The organism is Roseixanthobacter psychrophilus, from assembly GCF_043195195.1.
Classification (GTDB): Bacteria; Pseudomonadota; Alphaproteobacteria; order Rhizobiales; family Xanthobacteraceae; genus NCEH01.
Window position 1 is genome coordinate 1 of the sequence record NZ_JBAFWT010000145.1, and the last position, 1,187, is coordinate 1,187.

Consider the following 1,187-nt stretch of genomic DNA (forward strand, 5'->3'; position numbering starts at 1 on the left):
CTGTTCCGAAACTTTTCCAACCGACGGCAGGTTGCCGCTTATGCCGGATTGGCGCCGACGCCCTGGCGGAGCGGATCCGTCGCGCACGAACAAGGCGTCTCCAAAGCCGGAAACCCGCGGCTGCGAACAACCATGATCCAGCTCGCCTGGTTGTGGGTAAGGCATCAGCCCCGTTCGATACTGACCCTGTGGTTTCATCAGCGCGTACAGCTCAATGGTGGCCGAGTTCGGAAAGTGCTGATCGTTGCCTTGGCGCGAAAGCTGCTGATCGCCTTCTGGAAATATGTGACCGCCGGGGTTGTGCTGGAAGGAGCCGAGACAACGGCCGCCTGAAAACAAACGCTTCCCCCTTTTCAATCTTCCGGGGCCTGATCAGCTCCGGTGGATCCAGGTGAGCGGACCGAAATTTGGCCTGGCTTAAAAAGCCGAAGAAGAGAATGGTCCCGCCCTCCTGAGCCCTCGCCCGACGCAAGCGGGATATTGGTGCGGCCGATGTGAGCGGCGACCGGATGTGAGTTTGAAGCGGCATCGGAAACGGGCCGGGTCATGCAAACGGGCTCAGACCTTGGATACGCAGCAACGACCGGAGATTTACCATGGAATCCTGATCCGAACATCTTGACCCACAAATCCCCATGTGAGCCAGATCCAGGCGCTCGACCGGACCCAGCCCGGCCTGCCGATGAAGAAGGGGCGGCTCGGCACGATGACGCACGACTACGAGCGCAACGGCACCACCACCCTGTTCGCCGCCCTCAACGTGATCGACGGCACCGTCATCGGCAGGAACATGCAGCGCCATCGCCATCAGGAGTTCATCCGCTTCCTCAATGCCATCAACGCCGAGGTTCCCGCCGGCAAGGCCGTGCACGTCATCCTCGACAACTATGCCCCCCACAAGCACCCTAAAGTGCGCGCCTGGCTCGACCGCCACGAGCGCTTCACCTTCCACTTCACGCCGACCTCGTGCTCCTGGCTCAACGCGGTCGAGGGCTTCTTCGCCAAGCTGTCGAAGCGGCGCCTCAAACGCGGCGTCTTCCACTCCGTCGTCGATCTTCAGGCCGCTATCAACCGCTTCCTCGCCGAACACAACCAGCAGCCCAAGCCCTTCACCTGGACCGCCGATCCCGACAAAATCATCGCCGCCGTCAAACGCTGGCACCAAGCGTTAGATTCCGTCCACTAGC

At 61.3% G+C, this 1,187-nt stretch carries 1 protein-coding gene and 1 pseudogene; both read left to right on the top strand.

What is annotated here, in order from left to right; genetic code table 11:
- Window positions 1-333 (top strand): transposase (locus tag V5F77_RS28885; protein ID WP_429008485.1); only part of this gene is annotated, 333 nt, incomplete at its 5' end.
- Window positions 334-640: 307 nt separating this feature from the next.
- Window positions 641-1,186 (top strand): annotated as a pseudogene (locus tag V5F77_RS28890) (IS630 family transposase); the annotation flags it as partial.
- Window position 1,187: the final 1 nt, after the last annotated feature.